Here is an 18996-nt window from a genome sequence, read left to right on the forward strand (position 1 = left end):
TTTGCCCATCTGCTTATTGTTTGGAATCCTAACTGACAAATTAGTAATTAAGACTTTTAATCTAAAATTTCAAATCTAAAATCCTTGGAGTGAGAAAATATGATAGGGTTAAAAGGAAAGAATGCTTTAATTACAGGTGCAACATCAGGTATCGGTCAAGCGATCGCCATTAAACTTGCTCAAGAAGGGTGCAATATCGCTATCAATTACCGCAAAGACCCTGAAGCAGCAGCACAAACGCAAGAAATGGCATTGCAACAAGCTTGTGGAGATATTCAAAGTTGTGGTGTGAAGTCGTTGCTGCTTCAGGGAGATGTTTCTCAAGAATCAGACATTGTTGAGATGGTCAACACTGTTGTTAAAGAATTTGGCAGTCTAGATATTCTCATCAACAATGCTGGTATCCAAATAGAAAGTCCATCTCATGAAGTTTCCACAGCAGATTTCGATCGAGTGATTGCAGTAAATCTCCGGGGTGCTTATCTGTGCGCCCGTGAAACTATTAAACACCTACTGTCTGCTAATCGTCAGGGAGTAATTATTAATATTTCCAGCGTTCACGAAATTATTCCTCGACCAATGTATATCAGTTATTCTATTAGCAAAGGCGGGATGGAAAATCTGACCAAAAGTTTAGCATTGGAATACGCTAGCCAAGGTATTCGTGTTAACGCCGTTGCCCCCGGAGCGACAATCACACCAATCAATCAAGCCTGGACAGATGACCCTGAAAAAAAGGCGATCGTGGAAAGTCACATCCCAATGGGGCGGGCTGGCACTACTGAAGAAATGGCAGCCGCAGTGGCTTTTTTAGCTTCTGATGAAGCCGCATACATCACCGGACAAACGCTGTTTGTCGATGGTGGATTGACTCTGTATGCTGATTTCCGCGAAAGCTGGTCGGCTTAAAAGTTCAGTTGGCGTGCTTTCCACAATTGAGCCGATATAGCAGGGAACAAGCAATAGACAACAGGCTTGCGAAAGTCTCTTGATATAGAGCTTTTAGATCGATTTATGCCTTAAATTCTGCTTCAACTGCTATACATCCCATTAGTGGAATTAGACACCTATGACTGGCACGAGCAATAATAAGAGTTTGCTAGAAGCAGAAGCTTGGAAATTTCTAGAAAAGTCAATAATTTATTATCAAGGAAAACCCATCGGTACGGTAGCCGCTCACGATCCACATTCAGATCTACTCAATTATGACCAGTGTTTTCTTCGAGATTTTGTGCCTTCTGCTTTAGTTTTTCTGATGCACGGCAAAGCAGATATTGTCCGCAATTTTTTAATAGAAACACTGAAATTACAAAGTCATGAAAAGCAGATGGATTGCTTTGAACCGGGAGCAGGGTTAATGCCTGCCAGTTTCAAAGTCCAATCCATAGGAAGTGAGGAATTTTTAGTTGCTGATTTTGGCGAACAAGCGATAGCCCGCGTACCTCCAGTTGATTCTTGTATGTGGTGGATTTTGCTTTTACGGGCTTATGAAAAAGCTACGGGCGATTTGGCTTTAGCGCGTCAGCCAGATTTTCAAGCAGGAATCAAGTTAATTTTGGATCTTTGTTTGGTACATCGCTTTTCTATGTACCCAACAATGTTAGTTCCCGATGGCGCGTGTATGATTGACCGCCGTCTGGGAGTTTACGAACATCCTTTAGAAATTCAGGTATTATTTTATGCGTCCTTGAGGGCAGCTAAGGAATTACTTTTACCAGATGGCAATGGTGATTATCTGGGCAAAGTGAATCGGCGATTGGGAGCTTTAAAATATCATATCCGCAATTATTACTGGCTAGACGTACAGCGATTGCGGGAAATTTATCGTTACAAAGGTAACGAATTTGGAAAAGAAGTTGCGAATAAATTCAACATTCATTCCGAATCTATTCCCAGCTGGTTGACAGAGTGGTTACCCGAAACTGGAGGATATTTAGCCGGAAATTTGGGGCCGGGACGAATGGATTTTCGCTTTTTTACTTTGGGAAATTTGATGGCAATCTTAGCTTCCTTGGCAAGCGAAAAAGAATCTCAAAACATCATGAATTTGTTTGCCGAACGCTGGGAAAATTTGATTGGCTACATGCCTGTTAAAATCTGCTTTCCAGCTTTGGAAGGTTTAGAGTGGAGAATTGTTACAGGATGTGACACTAAGAACATTCCTTGGTCTTATCACAACGGTGGTAACTGGCCTGTTTTATTGTGGATATTTACCGCTGCGGCACAGAAAACAGGTAGGACAGAACTTGCCCAAGAAGCGATCGCCATTGCCGAAAGTCGTTTATTTGAAGATAAATTCCCAGAATACTACGATGGCAACAATGGTCGTTTGATTGGCAAAGAAGCCAGAATTTATCAAACTTGGAGCATTGCTGGGTTATTAGCAGCCAAACAATTCCTAGCAAATCCTCATTACTTGGAATTAATCAGTTTTCCAGAAGGTCTTGAAGGCCCTGGTTGTAGCATTTAGTACTCTGCTTGCTAAAGTGCTGCGTCGGCTTTTGCCGCTTTCAACTTCCCCTAAAAGGGATGCTGTTGCTAGCTTCCTTCCTGGAGGGTACGGCAAACACGTACACAATCCGCTCCGAAAATAAAGATATTGCTAAAAGCTGTAATGTTTTGGCAAGTATTTGTTATGGCCTGCCATCTGATAGCTAAACCTAAATGCATAATTAGTAAGAGGTGGCAACCTCCTGCGTTGGAGAAGTGTCTCATCTTAAAGTAGTTGACGCCATAATCGAGAGCGTCAAACCAATACTAATGTGATGTTTAGATGACCAGCATGAAATTCCAACTTTACTTAGGCTCTTTACTTTCCCAGATTAAAATACGTCATTGGTGGATAAGCGTTTTCTTATGGATAGCTTTGGTTGCCCCATCTCAAGCGGCAGTAATCTTGCGCGTAGCAATTGAGAGGGGAGTCAATCAGGTAAAAGTCGGCAGTTCCACAACTGGAATCGTTAAGGATAGTACTGGCCGGACTTTGGGACAATTGCCGGCCATGAGTGCGTTTTATGCTCAAGCGGTTCCTGGCGGGGTGGCTTTAGATAAATGGCAGTCTGGTTTATTTTGGATTGAGCCGACAGGTAAAGGATTTGTTTACATTGGCGATCGCTGGTATCGCGGCAGAACTTTGGTTGTCCCCACAGAAAAAGGCTTAACTGCTGTGAACTGGGTTGATGACCAAGAGTATCTTTACAGCGTCCTCGGTGGTGAAATGGATGCTAGTTGGCCGCAAGAAGCTTTGAAAGCCCAGGCGATCGCAGCCCGTACCTATGCCCTTTACGAACGAGAAAAACAGCGGAATAATCCCGTTTACGATTTAGGCAACACCCCCGATCGCTGGCAAATTTACAAAGGTGTAATTAGCGAATCTCCTGCGACTTACAAAGCAGTCGATGAAACAGCAGGGCAAGTACTAACTTATAAAAACAAGATTATTCTCTCAGTTTTCCATGCTTGTTCTGGCGGACATACCGAAAATGTAGAAGATGTTTGGGGAAATAACTTACCTTACCTACGTGCTGTTCAAGACTACGACCAAAATATCAGCGAGTGTAATTGGGTCAAAAGCTTCTCGCCTAGTGAAATTAGCTCTAAATTTCCTGAGGTAGGCAGTGTAACGGCGATCGTCCCAGAAACATTTTCGCCTTTTAGGAGTGTCAAAGTCTTAAAAATTGTCGGTAACAAGGGCACGAAAGTCTTACAGGGCGAAGAAGTACGGACAGCGCTCAAACTCAAAAGCACTCGGTTTAGCGTCTCCAAAGGAGCAGATGGTAGTTTTGTCCTCCAAGGACTTGGCTTCGGTCACGCTTTAGGCATGAGTCAATGGGGAGCATACAATTTGGCTCGTCAAGGAGTGAACCACCTGCAAATCTTGGGCCACTATTACAAAGGTGTAGCTCTAACACCAATCCAGGCGAAGTAAGCCCACCGTTGTACTGAACCATTAGACTTCTTGCATAAGTCGGGAAAAGTGAAAGGGGGAAGGGAAAATAGATCTCTTGCAAAAGTCCCTAACACCCCACCCCCAACCCCTCCCCTTAGCAAGGGGAGGGGAGCGTTTGCGTCAGCAAATGCGGGGTGGGGTGCTTTATTTTTGATTTATGCAAGAGGTCTAATGTTCTGCAAAAGTCCCCTTCCCCTTTAACCTTTACTCTTTTCCCCAAGAGTGCAAAAAGTACTTTTGCACTCTTGTCTATTGTCTAGGGTTCACAGCTAGATGTGTGACCTTACGAGATGTTCCCTGTTCCCTTTTAAATGAGTGTATTAAATACCAAAAGCCCGGTTTTAATAACCGGGCTTTTGAAATAATGGGGCTATATTCCCCGTAGGTTAGTTATAGAAGTTCAGTATAATTATCGATGCTCTGATATGTAATACCAGTCTAGTATTGTTGGTTCCGGAAAATTAGCAAAAAATTTCTAGAGTAATTTTGATCTCCAACCCGATGAGCAAAATACAGCAGGCAACTAACAGTTTGCAGAAGACGCAGGGTTACAAAAAAACAGTATTTGATAATTTCACCGAAACAGTGCTCGGTAAAAAGTAAAATTAAACAGGTTTGAGAGCAACTACATCTTTTAAGCCTGTTCCCCGTTCCCTGTTAGAAAAATATTTATTTTTGGCTTTTGCTGATGAACGAGATATCCGGTAGCTGGCAAGAATGGTTAACTGTACTAGCCTATCTAGGTTTTACGGTCTTGATTATCTGGCGAGTGTTTAGCGCCCAGAAGAATTAAAAAAGCTGCATATCATTTCACCAGCGCTTTTTTGCTCAAAAGGTAAAACACTTCCATTTTGTTGAATCTTAACTCGTTGGCGGCAATTGTAGACCTGAATAGGCGTTTTTACTCCATCTACACTTACAGACGCCCTGTACTCCCAATAGTTTTTAGCACTGCGATTAATACTGAGAATACAAATCCGATGGCCGCTATAATTTCGGCACACAGATGCAAAAGCCGGAAATGCTACTAAAAACGAGAGTATTAATAGTAACACAAAAATAATATATTTTATCCTGTTCATAAACGATTATTAACATTACATTATGGGAAATATTATTAAATTTCAAACTTTTTCAATTGCAACCAAAAACAAATTTTGAAAAATATTGGATTGTACGCTCTTTTGCAGCAATACTGCTCTTTGGTCAAGTCTGGCTGCATTTACTCCAGGGAAAAACCTACTACCGCAAGATTATGCAACACATGGTGACCGCTGGGCCGGATTCTATTTCCCCAGTTTTGCTTGTGGGCGGTTTTGCAGGAATGATTTTTACTATTCAGACAGCGAGAGAATTAGTGCGATTTGGTGCGGTCGATGTTGTGGGAGGTGCTTTTGCATTGGCTTTTTGCAGAGAATTGGCTCCAATTTTGACCGCTAGTATTATAGCTGGACAAGTAGGTTCTGCTTTTGCAGCCGAAATAGGTACGATGCAAGTCACGGAGCAAATTGATGCACTTTATATGCTCAAAACCGATCCCATTGATTATTTAGTACTTCCTAGAGTAATTGCTTGTTGTTTGATGGTGCCTTTAATGACAGTTTTTGCTTTAGTTATGGGCATTATCGGCGGAGTTTTTGCCGCATGGCAGTTTTACGAAGTTGTTCCAGAAATTTTTTTAGAATCAGTCAGAGATTTTTTAGAACCCTCAGATTTGTTCATTATTTTACTCAAAGGGTTTATTTTCGGGGTACTAGTTGCTGTTATTGGCTGTAGTTGGGGATTAACTACTAAGGGAGGAGCAAAAGAAGTAGGAGAATCAGCAACAAAAGCAGTTGTTACTAGTTGGGTGTCAATTTTTATCATGGATTTTTTTGTGTCTGTGCTGCTGTTTGAACGCATTGATTTTTGAACAATAAAATTCCCAACTTTTATCAGAAGTTGGGAATTTTACAGGATATTTCAAAGAAAGTGAAATATACAATAGACTTATTGCATAAGTCGGGAAAAGGGTAAAGGGGAAGGGGAAAAGTTTCTGTATTGTCCCTTTCCCCTTTAACCTTTTCCCTTTTCCCCAAGAGTGCAAAAAGCAATTGATTGCAAGAGGTCTAATCTAAATCTTAAACCTTAGTGTAAAGGCTGTTTTCAGGAATGATGAGACTCTCTATTTCATAATTTTAGTAAAATTTCAGAATTTACTAACTTGTAGATGAGGATACCCAAGACCAAACCTGTCAATGAAGCGATAGACGCACTCCAAAAACCTAGTTTCCTGTTGATATCGGCTACTTGAAAGTCTATCCTGACTAATATAGTTGCCGAAATAATCAGTAAGGTATCAAGAAAGATCCTAAACCAAGCAAGCATAATAAAGAACAAGAAAGCTGCTAACACGGCAACGCCAAAAGCTCTGACATTTGATTCAAAGACAAGAGTGTAGTAATATGTCACCTTTGGCCAAGGAGTTGTCAAAGTTAGTATTAACAGCAAGATACCGGCTACGATCGCCGACCAGACAAACATAGGAGGATGTGTTTCAGATATTACCCAGCCCAAAGTACTGTAGCTAAGCAGCACTACCGCTAGGGACACCCAAGGAACTCTTTTCAAAATTGACATGGGTTGATATTGCCAGTACAGGGCTAAAGCGTTATTTCATCGCTAAGTCGAGTCACTAGAGACTTAGTTTCACTTATAGCCTGCCATGCTTTTGCCAAGCAAGGCAAACAAGTTTGTGGAGAATTACAGCACAAAGTAGTTAAATATATTGATAAAGATTTGTAAACTGTTAGCAGTTGAGTAGCCGCGTGTCACATCTTAGTTAAGGAATAATTATGAGACAACTTGTTATTGCTGAGCGCGTATGCCTTATTGCTCATATCTTGTCAAAGGCTTTTGGACTAGCAGGGATGCTACTGGTCTTACCTCATCCCGAAATAATTTTAAACTTATCCCAGGTTGGAGAAAGTGCCATAGGATTAAGTATGGCTAGCGGCGGTGTGGTTGATATCATCTTCGGAACAGTGGCAGTTTCTATTTATGCCTACCGGACGCTGGGATTAGGAACTTGGCTGGCATTTATGCTCCCAGCTATGTTTGTCTCATTGGGAAGTGAATTGCTGGGAACCAGCACAGGTTTTCCATTTGGCGATTATGGTTATTTGAGTGGCTTAGGTTACAAAATTGGTGGGTTAGTTCCTTTCACAATTCCTTTGTCTTGGTTTTATGTTGGGTTGTCGTCTTACTTAATTGCCAGATGTGGTTTGCAGGTGGCCCAAAAACCGAGTTTGGGACGCCATATTGCTGCTATAGTCGTTGGTGCCTTGCTGTTCACTTGCTGGGACTTTGCCCTTGAGCCGGCAATGAGTCAATCTTCTCTACCGTTTTGGTATTGGGAACAACCAGGAGATTTCTTTGGAACACCTTACCAGAACTATGCAGGTTGGTTTGGCACTAGTGCAGTGTTTATGAGTATCGCAGGTTTATTGTGGAGAAAAACTTCGATAAAATTACAGCGATCGCAACTTAATCTTCCCTTAGCAATTTATCTAAGTAACTTTGCCTTCGCAGCCGGACTCAGCCTAGCAGGTGGGTTCTTCATCCCTGTGTTACTCGGCTCAGTACTAGGCGTAGTTCCCGCCGTGGCGCTGTGGTTGAGAAGTTCAACCACACCCGCTCAAATTGCTATTGAACCAGTAACTCAAGAAGCCTCAGCAGCAAGCGTTAAAGTTGTTTTGAAATAACCAGATAGATGGGGAATGGGGAGATGGGGAGATGGGGAGATGGGGAGATGGAAAGACGAGGGAGAGGGGAGAAAGATTTTTTCACCATCCTCCCACACCTCCCACACTTCCCACACTTCCCACACCTCCCTCTCCTCCCACACTTCCCACACTTCCTGCTTGCCCAATGCCCAATGACTAATAACTAATGACTAATGACAATACCTTGATAGAAAGTTCCATTTCCCTGTTATTGCTAGCTATCCAATTACCAGCAACGGCGATTTTACTTTCGCGTCTGCTAAAGGGGCCAAGACGCCATCCGCCAATAAAACCGCAACAGCCGACGCCAGAACTGTTGGGTAAAGTGAGCGTTGTTGTTCCTACGCTGAATGAGGCGCTTCGTATTAGCCCTCTTTTGGCTGGTTTGAGTCGGCAAAGCTACGAAGTTCGGGAAATTGTTGTTGTAGATAGCAATTCCAGTGATGGTACTCCCGATTTGGTAAAAGCGATGCAGCAAAAAGATCCGCGCTTTCGCTTGATGACAGATGACCCTTTACCCCCTGGTTGGGTGGGGCGTCCTTGGGCGTTACATAATGGTTTTCTACATAGCTCAGAAGCTAGTGAGTGGTTTCTGGGGCTAGATGCTGATATTCAACCGCATTCTGGTTTGGTTGCTGGCTTGATGCAAACAGCCGAAGCAGAAGGTTATGATTTAGTTTCCCTTTCACCTCAATTCATCCTCAAATATCCAGGGGAATGCTGGCTACAACCGGCTTTGTTGATGACTTTGCTTTACCGATTTGACCCAGCTGGTATCAATACACAGCAGCCGGAACGGGTAATGGCAAATGGACAGTGTTTTTTGTGTCGTCGTTCGGTTTTAGCGACTGTGGGCGGCTACAGCAGCGCCAGTAGTTCTTTTTGTGATGATGTCACCTTGGCACGAAATATTGCTGTTCGAGGTTATAAAGTCGGCTTTTTAGATGGGGCAAAAGTACTAAAAGTACGGATGTATGAAGGGGCGATGGAGACGTGGAAGGAATGGGGGCGCAGTCTTGACCTCAAAGATGCAACTTCTCGTCCTCAGCTGTGGGGAGATTTGTGGCTACTGTTTGCAGTCCAAGGTTTACCACTTTTAATAATCTTGACCTACTTGTTGATTTCTCTTTTAGTCTCGCACTCAGTACAGACGCGATTAATCGCGTCTCTACCCACCCCCTCACTTCTTTTATTGGGTCTGAATTTATTCCTGCTAGCGATCCGCTTTGGTATGCTACTAGCGATCGCACCTTCCTACGATCGCCAAACTGCCAAAGGCAGTTGGTTATTCTGGCTTTCACCTTTCGCCGATCCCCTAGCGGTGCTACGAATCTTCTTATCTGCATTCCGCACCCCACGCGAATGGCGGGGAAGAAAATATAGTGATGGGTAGGGCATGGGGCAAAGAGGGGGGTGGGAGGTGTGGGAGGTGTGGGAGGTGTGGGAGGTGTGGGAGGTGTGGGAGGTGTGGGAGGTGTGGGAGGTGTGGGAGGTGTGGGAGGTGTGGGAGGTGTGGGAGGATGGTGAAAAAATCTTTCCCCCCTCTCTCCCCACACTCCCCACACTCCCCCATCCCCCCTCTCTCCCCACACTCCCCACACTCCCCACACTTCCTTGTCTCCCCTGCCCCCTGCCTCCTTACTCCTCTTCCCCTCCCACTCTATCTCCGCGTTCTAGTTCCCAAAGAATTTGGTTTCCTTCACGGCGCACGCGTGAGACTATCCAATTTCGCCAGCGCCACTGATCCCCTCTACTGGTAACAGCACTGGCGTGGACATCCATTAAATCTGCTAATTCGGAACTGGTAATTAAGTAGCCTTTTTCGGAAATTTCGTCAGCTATACGCAGAGTTTCGACCAAATTGCGGAGTTGCAAAACCCTCATTTCTGGCGATTTTTCGTCTGTTGCGGCCGTAGCTGGCCCAGTTGATGGTTCCATAACGGTTATTTTTGGTGCAGAAGTAGTGACTTGGTGTGTATTTTGGTTAATTATTCTAGAATTTTGGTCATAATCAGCTACTTTTGCTACATTTGCTTCACTTGTGTTAGGTAAATTTTTATAAAGATTCGTGGGAGAAAATTGTTGTAAGGAAGGGATTTTGCCACTGGCATAGGTGCGAGCGATCGCATCACAACGTTCGTTCCCTATGTTACCAGAATGCCCTCTGACATATTGCCATTTTACTTGTTCGCTATTAAGTTCATCTAAGGTTTCTAAAAGGTCTTGGTTTTGGACGGGTTTACCATCTGACTTTTTCCAGCCTTTGTTTTTCCAGCCTTTCACCCACTTGGTAACGCAGTTAATGAGGTATTCGCTATCAGTATAGAGGGTGATGGGTTGAGCTTGTTGAGATGTTTGCAGAAATTGGAGGGCAGCGATCGCCGCTTGCATCTCCATTTTATTATTAGTGGTGTGAGGTGATGCATCGCCCATTTCGTGAATTGAGCCATCACTAAAGTAAACGACAACGCCCCAACCACCAGGGCCGGGGTTACCGGTACAAGCACCGTCTGTGTATATGCTTTGGATTGTGGGATGGGTGGACATGGTTTGGATATTCAATAAGCATAGAACGCTAAGGGAATTAGCGACGAAAGCGGAGGCTAATAAAGATTAACATAGCGAAGAAGATACCGATGCCTCCACTTCACCCAAAAACAGGGGGATAAGTAATAGATGCGTACAAGTGAAACATCGCTGTTAACCGAAAACAAGGTGTTTTTAAAGCGTCCTTGTTTGAAACTTCCCCACACCCAATACCGCGCCCCCTACGCCCTCTTGATTGAGCGTAGTAGTCCGCCAAGACAACTTTGCATGGTGGTCAGCAGAGGTGCAGAGGTGCGGAGGGGCAGAGGGGAATTTATCTCCCCTGCTCCCCTGCTCCCCTGCTCCCCTGCCCTCTTGCCTGCCTCCACCCAGTATTTTTAGGTTGGTCGAGTAGTAGGCGTAGCCCGTCGTAGACATCGCAATTGCAGGTTAGGATTTTACAGTCGGCGCTATTGTTGCAGCAAAAAGCATGGGTGGGAAATTAATTGTATTTGAAGGGGTGGAAGGCTGCGGTAAAACCAGCCAAATACAGCTTTGTTGTCAGTGGTTGGAAAGTCTAGGGTATCCAGTGGTGGTAACTCGCGAACCAGGAGGAACGCAGTTAGGCTTGGATCTTCGGCGCTTGCTATTAGAAAAGTCAGAAGATAAACCAGTTGCTGAAGTAACAGAACTGTTGCTGTATGCTGCTGATAGATCCCAACACGTTGAACAAGAACTTAAGCCAAATCTCGCAGCTGGGAAATATATTTTATGCGATCGCTACACTGACTCTACCATTGCCTACCAAGGATATGGTCGAGGTCTGAACATTGGCTTAATCAATCAACTCAACTATATTGCTACTGGTGGCTTAGAAAGCGACGTAACTATTTGGCTGGATGTCGATGTCGAGGTGGGACTGTCCCGCAAAAGTAAAGACGTTGCACTGCAAAGTCTAGACCGCATTGAACAAGAGACAATTGCTTTTCATCGCCGCGTTCAGCAAGGATACGCAACTCTCGCAACATCGCATCCTTCACGAATTGTGCGGGTAGATGGTAGCTTGAGTAAACAGGCTGTAGAACAACTAATTCAGGAAATTTTGCGATCGCATCTTCAGGTGTGAGTTTATCCTCGTCTAAATTAGATGATTACTGCATCTTTAGAAAAATCCCAAAAGCCACTTTTCCCCTGCTCCCTGCCCTCTAAATGATAAGTTTTAAGAGGACATAATATATGTGCGATCGCAGTATTGATGGCTTTATTCAACTAATCGCCCGCTACCGCCCAGACTTTCCAGAGATAATTCAAGGGGCTTCGATAGCACAGATCGATGCTTTTGCTGAGCTTGTCTATCAAGTCTCGGCACTGACTTTGCCATTAGATTATTATAATTTTCTGTTGAAAATGGGTGTATCGGCTCCTGGGTTCGTTGTGGACACTTCTCAACCAGGATGGGGCGAACGCGTCCCTTGGTGTGCTTTTATGGAGGATGCTTCACCGGATATAGAAAGTTTATATCAGTACTATACTTATCTGTTGGAAGACAGGGAAAGTCCGCCGTCTCAATGTTTAGCTGTGGGCGTTTTTGGAATGGATTGTGAAGAGTTTTTTTTAGAATGTTACCAAGGTGTAGCAGGCCGAGTATTCACACAGATATCTGACTCTAAGGTGTTTTGGGCAGAAAGTTGGGTTGGACATCTTCACAAGCGGGGATTGCGTTACATTATTACCAATCATCTGCACATCAAAGCTTACAGCTCCATCACTTGCCAAGCAGCCTCTCAACTAGCCGAACTAGCACGCAGTTATGGCTTGAATGTTTTGTGGTTCAGCGATGCGTTTGACTTTTGTGCGGCGAGTCTCGATTTCGAGATTGTGCTATACATTTCCAAGTATGCAACTTCTCCTTGGTTTTATTTAGCTGGGAAGAAACAGCCTCGTTCGTGGATTTTCGATCGCCGCACCAGTCCGGTTGTTGACGACTTTTGGCAGTTTCTAAAACGCTCAGAGGCTTTCGGCAAAATCTAAAACTTATAACTGTATCAAAAAATGAGATGATTTATTCTACGATCGTATTGTTATTTTTCCAAAAAAATACCTAACTTTTGCCTAATTTTAAGAGCAAGATATGTAATTTTTGTAGCTCATAAATTACTAGTTATTCAACAAAAAATCGCTGATGTAAGGGAAAAATTATTTTATAAATTAAGTAATATATCATACCAAAAATTATTTCGGCTATTAGCGATCGCCAAGCATGATTAGCCATTTAGGCCGATATGGCTTGAGACGTTGCAATGCAACGTCTCTACATTGGTTATTGATTTTTTTGGCAGGACTTACGCAAAAATGACCAACTAATTTATCGTAGAGGCTTTGCGACTCGCCGTTAGGCTACCGCCAAGGACGGAAGACAGAAGGAAAGAGAATGTTTAACTGAACTGTATTGGCTTATACTTCCCCCAATTTATTTATATTTTGTTTCTAAATTCCTCATCTTTGTGATTCAAATACATCTGTCTTCAGTAGGGTCAAACTCCAGATCTAGATTTGATAAGGTTGCAAATAACACTGAAGCTGATTAATTGCAATTGGAGTTAACGATGACATACACGCAAACTGGCGATCCAACTATCCGTCAACATGTAGAAGCTTGGCGACAATTAGATGTAGATGAACAGCTAGGTTTGTTTTGGTTTATTTATGAAGAAATAGGAAACTCAATTACTCCAGCTGCCCCTGGTGCTAGTACAGCTTCTTCGGAAATTGCTGAAGGTTTATTTAATCAAGTTCAAGAATTATCCCAAGAACAACAATTACAAATTCAGCGTGATTTGATTAACAAAGTTGATACCCAAATTTCTCGCCAATATGGCTCTTTGGGTGATACTACAAAGCTACTTTTTTGGTATTTACTATCTCAAGGTATGGATAATGGCACTATCATTGGTGTACCTAGCGATTATCAACTTAGCTCAGGATCTCAAGCACTGTTTAGCAGAATTCAAGCATTACCTTTTGAGCAACAGATTACTCTTTTCCGTGACTACGTTGCTCCAATGGGTGCCGAAGCAAAACCAGGCGCAGAAATTTAGCAATTTATATAGCAGGCAACAGGCTATAGGCTTAAAAATCTTTTAGTCTCCTGGTTTTATGCTCGGTTGATATCGTAACTTACCTGCCAACTGCTATAACTGAGATTTTGATTTTTTGCACTTGGTATAAACAAATAAACACAGAGTAAAAACTAAAACTCTTACTCTGTGATTTTCTATGTCCTTGGGTTAGTCGCACCCTAAAGTCGTAACGCCCTTTGTTTTGTATTCAATATGCTAAAGCCAATTATAGTTGATTTAATCTTCCTTTTGGTTGGTTTAAATATGTTGGCTTTAGATTATTCTTCTGCTTTTTATAGCTTTTTATTTACAGCTAAAACATCCCAATATTAATAGAGATACAATCAAGATAGTCAAACTTTTAACGTCGATAATTCAACTCTTTTTTAAAATTTAACAACACATTACATATTCAATCGAGATAAAAATGTAAATAAATTACTAGAATGTTTTATATAGCTGTTGCCATTCGAGTTAGGACACAGCAGATTTGAGAACAGATTCCATTGCTATAAATTAAAAACTAGATGCGTTCAGTAGATGTTTTGTAATAATATTTCAGTAAAGTATTAGCACCTATTTATTTTCGCCAAAACTTCCAGTTTCTTGAACGCTTTTTATCAACTCTTGACCTTGTTTTGTCAAAAGTAGATTAGCATAGGCTTCACCAGCTTGCTGTTCTCTTTGACGATTTTGCTTAACTACTACATAGAAAGTAACACGTAATGGTAATGGATATTCATCACTATAAATCGCTTCGATATTAACTCGATTACGCTTGCCAGGGCGACATTGAGTAAGTGGTACAAACTTTTTTTCTTGGTATGGATAGAAAGTTTTATCCTCCCCGTTAATAATAGGTAAAGTCTTAATTCCACACTGTGGTACTACATCGGAGATTGGGCCTACTAAGATTCCTCCACGTTCTCTACTGACTTTTTGGACTGCTTCACTAGTTGACTTAACATATTCAAAGTTTTTACCATACTCGATATTTTTTAAACTTATTCTAAACTCTTCATTACTTTGTTGATTATCACGACGCACATAAAACTTAACTGGAATATCGATGAGAGGGTTAACTTGTTTCCAGTTATCAATCTTACCACTGAAGATTTCACTCAATTGTTCATTGGTTAGAGCGTTGATCGCTAATTGAGGATTAACAGCTATTGCTAAACCGCTTTTAGCAATTGGAATTGCTTTAAGACTAAAAGATTTTCTGTTAGCTTTGTCTTGCTCGTCTGAGGAAACATCACGGGATGATAGAGCAAAATCCAGTCCATCCTGCCCGCCTTCTATTAATTTCCTGATACCTGTTCCAGAGCCTGATACTAGGTCTTTTCTTATTTTAATGTCAAACTTAGGATAAACATTTTTAATTTCTGATTCTAGCTTTGGGTAGATAAAAGCCCAAGAAGTACTACCGCCGTATTTAAATGTTCCTTCAGGTACATTAGGAACTTCTGCAAATTCTTTGGTAAGTACTATTGGTTCAGGCGGGGTAACTGGAGTAAATTCTTTATCCGGCTTAATAAACCATACAGTTACACCGCCAATAAGAATTCCCATAGTTAACACTCCTATAGATTGAGGAGCTAGATTGAACTTAATTTTTTGAGAAGCTTCAATTAAGGCTATATCTTTATCTCTAAGTCCTAAATTTTGCTGAAGACGTTTTAAATCAACACGAGTATTTTCATTAACAGGAAATTTACCTTTACTTGCTTGGAAGAATACCTTTTGATATTCCTGTAAATTTTCTTTGTAGTCTTGATAAGGTTTTAAAACCTCAGCTTCTTTAGCAACGGCTTCCTCAGATGCTAGTCCTAACTGCTTTTGTCGCTTATCTAAAGCAGTACGACCAATATTAGAAATCTCACCGTCTCTTACCCAATATTCAACTTCTCGACCATATTTGAGCTTCGGGTCATCAATGGGCGCTCTGGCAAGTTTTATTTTATAGCCTTCTTTGATGGCATATATCTCCGGTTTCATGGCTGGAGCTGCTTCTTGTACTTTCTTGCTGGCATACTCATGCAATTCATCAACGGAAATCCAACCATCTTCATCCCTGTCTGCTGCACCAGTCTCTAGCCCCTCAACTATGTAGCGAGTGTAAGTTGAAGTGTCTGCTCCTTGTTGTTCAAAGGAATATTGGGTCGAAGTTGAAGATGTGAGAACGGCTCGCCCTTCTCCACCCAATTGGTTCTTAACATCCACAAAATCATCATCTTTAGCTGACATTCCCTCAGCAAATGCACCGCTAAAGCAACAATCGAGAATGACTACTTGGTGCTTAGAACGACTATTACTCATGAACTTATGCACAGAACTAGCTGCTACTGCGGTTGTCTCAACAAGTTTCCCCTGTGAATTTTTGCGGGTGTTGCGACTAGCAAAGTAAAGCCTACCCTCTTCATCTTTAATGCCATGACCAGAGAAAAATAGCAGCACGAGATCATCTTTTTGACGATTAGCAAACAAAGTCTCGATCGCTTCCCCCATCTCATATTGTTGAGGATTTATCAGCAGTGTTACATCCTCAAAACCGCCAATATCTTGATGTAGTAAAACTCGCTGCATCGCCTCGACATCTTTTGTCGCTGCTGGTAATGGAGTAAGACCAGGCTCATACTCACTGACTCCTATTAGCAGTGCTACTTTCGCCATGTCGCTATTCTTCCTTACTGCTGGGATTTCTTAGTTACCTGCGATGAACTTTTGCGCTTGTTCGATGGCGGCGCTTAACTCTTCCTGACTGCTAGCTTTCACCTTCAGTTTCTTGCCGTTGGCTTCGACTTCCAATTCAATGGTTTTGTTGCCCAAGCGATCGCCCAAAAATCCCAACAATTTCTTAAAATTAGCTAAGCTCACCTCAGCTTGCAATACACCCCACAAAAAGCCTGCGACAGGTTTACCTCCTTCAGGTATTGCTGTAACTTTCACGAGTTCTGCACTTTCGACATCTAACTCTTTAATTTCTCGCAGCAGATTTCGCGCTTCCTTGTCTTTCTCCTCTGTATCTAAATCTGGATTTGTAAGAGCGATCGTTAGCTTGATGTTAGATTCAGAACTCATTTGACGTTAACTATATTTCAGTAATTTATCTTATTGACATCATATCGCCTATGTAAATTTCCGGAAATTTCTTCAATATTTTTACAAAAACTCGTAATATTTCAGTAATAATCAGTAGAGGCAGGAGCGATCGCTCTACTCTAACTAGAAGCACTGGTATAAAACCGCAGCGCAAACCGCCAAAACCAAGTAGAAACTAAAAATAACGCCACTGCCAATCCTCCTGCACCTATCAACCAGCTAATTTCACCTCGCCCTAGCATCGCTTGGGCTGGTATAGTTGTTAAAAAAGTGACTGGGACTACAAAAGTGAAGAAAAAGCGGTAAACAGTTGGAAAAGCTGTAATTGGATATCTTCCTGCTTCTAATAAACTACGCAAAACTTCAGTAACATTGTATATTTTAACGAACCAAATAGTCATAGACCCAAGTATAAACCACAAGCTGTATAGAATTACCAAGCCAAACAACAACGGCACTACACTGAGTAAATACTTATCTATTCCTACACCCAGGCGTTGACCTGCGTAGCCAATGATAATGCAGCCAAAGATTAAATCTGGTACTCCCCAGGGCGAAATGGTGTGGGTGGAAAGCCAAAACTGACTGCGAATAGGTTTCAATAATATAAAGTCAAGAGTGCCTTCTTGCACGTGGCGGACAATGCGATTTAAGTTCGGCGCGAGAAAAGTGGCGGAAAACCCTTGCAATAAAGTAAAAATTCCTAGAACTACTAAAGCTGCTTCCCATGACCAGCCAGCAAAAGTGTAGCCGGTGCGGTAAAACAAGAATAGTCCAAACAAGCTACCGATAAGATTCCCTAAGCTGCTGAGGGTAGCTATAACAAAGTTGATGCGATACTCTAACTCAGATGCGATCGCTGCACCCCAAAATAATCTTAATACTTTCAGATATCTTTGCATCCTGCACCCTTGAGCCGATATTGACTTGAAAAATAACAAAAGAACTTTACATAAATTTAATATTACTTTTTATTCAAGAAAATTGCACAACGTTAAGATGTTCTGGATATATCTATTCAAAGCTGAGAAATTTTATGCATTTGGATTTACCACAACTGATTAAATCACTTGGTTACTTTGGGGTGTGGGCAATTGTCTTTGCTGAATCTGGCTTATTAATTGGTTTTTTTCTCCCTGGAGATAGTTTGTTATTCACTGCTGGATTTATTGCATCTCAAAATTTACTCAACATTTGGGTTCTGATTTTTGGTGCATTTGTTTGTGCAGTCTTGGGTGACAATGTTGGCTATTTTACTGGGCATAAATTTGGCAGAAGACTATTTCAGAAGGAAGATTCGTGGTTATTTCATAAAAAACACATTGTTAAAACCCAAAATTTTTACGAACAACACGGCAAGAAAACGATTGTTTTAGCACGTTTTTTACCAATTGTACGGACTTTTGCGCCAATTGTAGCGGGTATCGGTGCTATGCATTACCGCACATTTATGTCTTATAACTTAATTGGCGGTTTTATTTGGACTTTCGGCATCACTTTGTTAGGATTTTTCTTAGGAAAATCTTTACCGCCCGAACAAGTAGATAAGTATTTATTACCAATTATTGGATTAATTATTGTTATTTCTTTAGTGCCATCAGTCATTCATGTCATACAAGAAAATAGAGCAAATAAAGGTTGAAAATCTTATTTAAGAATTTAGAATGGGCTACGTCCCGCTGCGCTAACAGGAGTCAGAAGTCAGAATTAAAGAATAAAGCGGTTTGAGTTTTTAAACTACTGGCAAAATTTTATGACTTCCTTAAACATCAACATCTACCTATTTCTAGAAAACCTGATTTTTTTCGTCATTGCCACACTTTTTATTGTGGTTGTCAACTGGGGCTGGAAAAACACCAAAACCTACACTTTGCCTTTACCGTTTCCCAGTTGGTATAAAATTTGGTTTGGTTCAGTGCAAGTATTTGGAATACTACTGCCATTAGTAGTGATGTTATTGTGGGGTGTATGGTGGAGCGATCGCACTGTTTTAACTGTACTTGGTTGGTATTTTATCGTATTAGGGTTGCAAATCATTTCCGAGAGAGTTGCCCTGAGAGAGTTGCAAAATGTAGTATGGGTTATGGTTCCTTACATATACTTACCGTACCGTTTCTGGCAGTTATATGAGGGTATAACTATTTTAGGTTCTGAAACCAAGTTGCTATGGGTGCGATATTTATTAATTTTTCAACTGGTGCTGTGGATTATCAATTACGTTATAGATGTATCACAATTGCCACGGCTATTTCGGTGGGAAGTCGAACAGAAATAGATAAGGGCATTGAGGAGTCTGGGGAGCAGAGGAGACAAGGAAGTGTGGGGAGTGTGGGGAGAGAGGGAAGATGGGGGAGTGTGGGGAGTGTGGGGAGTGTGGGGAGTGTGGGGAGTGTGGGGAGTGTGGGGAGAGAGGGGAGAGAGGGGAGAGAGGGGGGAAAGATTTCTTCACCATCCTCCCACACCTCCCACACCTCCCACACCTCCCACACCTTCCACACCTCCTGTTTGGCCAATGCCCTATTCTTCTGGACGTTAG

At 42.0% G+C, this 18996-nt stretch carries 18 protein-coding genes; 13 read left to right on the forward strand and 5 right to left on the reverse strand.

Annotated elements, in window-relative coordinates; translation table 11 throughout:
* Positions 1–99: 99 nt before the first annotated feature.
* The 4 genes from NSTC745_RS27875 to NSTC745_RS27890 all read left to right on the forward strand — a co-directional run bounded on the left by NSTC745_RS27875 (position 100) and on the right by NSTC745_RS27890 (position 5861).
* A complete protein-coding gene (locus NSTC745_RS27875) occupies positions 100–909 on the forward strand; it encodes a glucose 1-dehydrogenase (RefSeq protein WP_445633878.1) in 810 nt (269 codons plus the stop codon).
* Positions 910–1069: 160 nt separating this feature from the next.
* Positions 1070–2470 (forward strand): glycoside hydrolase 100 family protein, encoded by a 1401-nt coding sequence (locus tag NSTC745_RS27880; protein ID WP_445633879.1) that lies wholly within the window; start codon positions 1070–1072, stop codon positions 2468–2470.
* A 312-nt stretch (positions 2471–2782) separates the two neighbouring features.
* Positions 2783–3928, forward strand: coding sequence for a SpoIID/LytB domain-containing protein (locus tag NSTC745_RS27885; protein ID WP_445633880.1), 1146 nt, complete (start codon positions 2783–2785; stop codon positions 3926–3928).
* 1159 nt (positions 3929–5087) lie between these two features.
* Complete coding sequence (locus tag NSTC745_RS27890; protein ID WP_445633881.1) at positions 5088–5861, forward strand: MlaE family lipid ABC transporter permease subunit; 774 nt, start codon at positions 5088–5090, stop codon at positions 5859–5861.
* 257 nt (positions 5862–6118) lie between these two features.
* Here the strand turns inward: NSTC745_RS27890 and NSTC745_RS27895 are convergent, their stop codons facing one another.
* Positions 6119–6568: a hypothetical protein gene (locus NSTC745_RS27895; RefSeq protein ID WP_445633882.1), complete on the reverse strand. Its 450-nt coding sequence runs from the start codon at positions 6566–6568 to the stop codon at positions 6119–6121.
* Positions 6569–6783: 215 nt separating this feature from the next.
* On the opposite strand from NSTC745_RS27895, the gene cruF reads away from it, so the two are divergent.
* The 3 genes from cruF to cruG are packed head-to-tail and all read left to right on the forward strand — an operon-like array spanning position 6784 to position 9106.
* Entirely contained in the window at positions 6784–7692 is a 909-nt protein-coding gene (gene cruF, locus NSTC745_RS27900; RefSeq protein ID WP_445633883.1) for a gamma-carotene 1'-hydroxylase CruF, read from the forward strand.
* 31 nt (positions 7693–7723) lie between these two features.
* Complete coding sequence (locus tag NSTC745_RS27905) at positions 7724–7873, forward strand: hypothetical protein (RefSeq protein WP_445633884.1); 150 nt, start codon at positions 7724–7726, stop codon at positions 7871–7873.
* A gap of 6 nt (positions 7874–7879) precedes the next feature.
* A complete protein-coding gene (cruG, locus tag NSTC745_RS27910; RefSeq protein ID WP_445633885.1) occupies positions 7880–9106 on the forward strand; it encodes a 2'-O-glycosyltransferase CruG in 1227 nt (408 codons plus the stop codon).
* A gap of 245 nt (positions 9107–9351) precedes the next feature.
* Here the strand turns inward: cruG and rnhA are convergent, their stop codons facing one another.
* Positions 9352–10260: a ribonuclease HI gene (rnhA, locus tag NSTC745_RS27915; RefSeq protein WP_445633886.1), complete on the reverse strand. Its 909-nt coding sequence runs from the start codon at positions 10258–10260 to the stop codon at positions 9352–9354.
* 469 nt (positions 10261–10729) lie between these two features.
* Here rnhA and tmk point away from each other — a divergent pair, with 469 nt between their 5' ends.
* The 3 genes from tmk to NSTC745_RS27930 all read left to right on the forward strand — a co-directional run bounded on the left by tmk (position 10730) and on the right by NSTC745_RS27930 (position 13337).
* On the forward strand, positions 10730–11365 hold the full coding sequence (tmk, locus tag NSTC745_RS27920; protein WP_445633887.1) for a dTMP kinase: 636 nt from the start codon (positions 10730–10732) through the stop codon (positions 11363–11365).
* Positions 11366–11475: 110 nt separating this feature from the next.
* A complete protein-coding gene (locus tag NSTC745_RS27925; protein ID WP_445633888.1) occupies positions 11476–12270 on the forward strand; it encodes a hypothetical protein in 795 nt (264 codons plus the stop codon).
* Between the two features lie 575 nt (positions 12271–12845).
* Positions 12846–13337 (forward strand): orange carotenoid protein N-terminal domain-containing protein, encoded by a 492-nt coding sequence (locus tag NSTC745_RS27930; protein WP_445633889.1) that lies wholly within the window; start codon positions 12846–12848, stop codon positions 13335–13337.
* Positions 13338–13934: 597 nt separating this feature from the next.
* Here the strand turns inward: NSTC745_RS27930 and NSTC745_RS27935 are convergent.
* From NSTC745_RS27935 to NSTC745_RS27945, 3 genes are all read right to left on the reverse strand, one after another.
* Positions 13935–16031, reverse strand: coding sequence for a caspase, EACC1-associated type (locus tag NSTC745_RS27935; protein WP_445633890.1), 2097 nt, complete (start codon positions 16029–16031; stop codon positions 13935–13937).
* Between the two features lie 30 nt (positions 16032–16061).
* The gene (locus NSTC745_RS27940; protein ID WP_445633891.1) at positions 16062–16439 is read right to left on the reverse strand and encodes a hypothetical protein; all 378 of its coding nucleotides are present in this window, start codon (positions 16437–16439) and stop codon (positions 16062–16064) included.
* A gap of 140 nt (positions 16440–16579) precedes the next feature.
* Positions 16580–17362 carry an ABC transporter permease gene (locus NSTC745_RS27945; protein WP_445633892.1) on the reverse strand — a complete coding sequence of 261 codons (783 nt, stop codon included), beginning with the start codon at positions 17360–17362 and terminating at the stop codon, positions 16580–16582.
* A gap of 134 nt (positions 17363–17496) precedes the next feature.
* Between NSTC745_RS27945 and NSTC745_RS27950 the strand changes: the two genes are divergently transcribed.
* The 3 genes from NSTC745_RS27950 (at position 17497) to NSTC745_RS27960 (ending at position 18996) form a co-directional block, all read left to right on the forward strand.
* On the forward strand, positions 17497–18102 hold the full coding sequence (locus NSTC745_RS27950) for a DedA family protein (RefSeq protein ID WP_445633893.1): 606 nt from the start codon (positions 17497–17499) through the stop codon (positions 18100–18102).
* A gap of 111 nt (positions 18103–18213) precedes the next feature.
* Complete coding sequence (locus NSTC745_RS27955; RefSeq protein ID WP_445633894.1) at positions 18214–18735, forward strand: hypothetical protein; 522 nt, start codon at positions 18214–18216, stop codon at positions 18733–18735.
* A gap of 42 nt (positions 18736–18777) precedes the next feature.
* Positions 18778–18996, forward strand: a complete 219-nt coding sequence (locus NSTC745_RS27960) for a hypothetical protein (RefSeq protein WP_445633895.1) — start codon at positions 18778–18780, stop codon at positions 18994–18996.

The organism is Nostoc sp. DSM 114161 (assembly GCF_052692665.1).